The sequence below is a fragment of the Sulfitobacter sp. HI0129 genome, assembly GCF_001635395.1.
Taxonomy (GTDB): domain Bacteria; phylum Pseudomonadota; class Alphaproteobacteria; order Rhodobacterales; family Rhodobacteraceae; genus Sulfitobacter.
Window position 1 is genome coordinate 1 of the sequence record NZ_LWGH01000998.1, and the last position, 347, is coordinate 347.

The window sequence follows — 347 nt, forward strand, 5'->3', positions numbered from 1 at the left end:
CGGCAGAACGTGGGGGGTGCAGCACATGGCACGGTTGATCCTGCATATCGGCACCCACAAGACCGCCAGCACCACGATACAGCAGGTCTTCGCCACCCATAGGGAAGGGTTTCGCAGCCACGGGTTGATCTATCCCCGCATGGGTTCGGCGCAGGGCCACCACGGGCTCGTCGCCGATTGGGTCAGCCTGCCGCCCGCCTTCACCTATGCAGGCGGATCCGCCGCCGCGTGGCAGGCGCTCGCCCGCCGGTACGCGGCAAGCGATCACACCATCCTGCTGAGCACGGAGGAGCTTTCCCGCGGCCAGCCCTGCATGCAGCCCGATCTGCCGGCGATCCGCCGCTGGG

The 347-nt window shown here is 68.3% G+C and carries 1 pseudogene; it reads left to right on the top strand.

Annotated elements, in window-relative coordinates:
• Positions 1–25 precede the first annotated feature (25 nt).
• A pseudogene (locus A3764_RS21705) lies at positions 26–347 on the top strand (hypothetical protein); the annotation flags it as partial.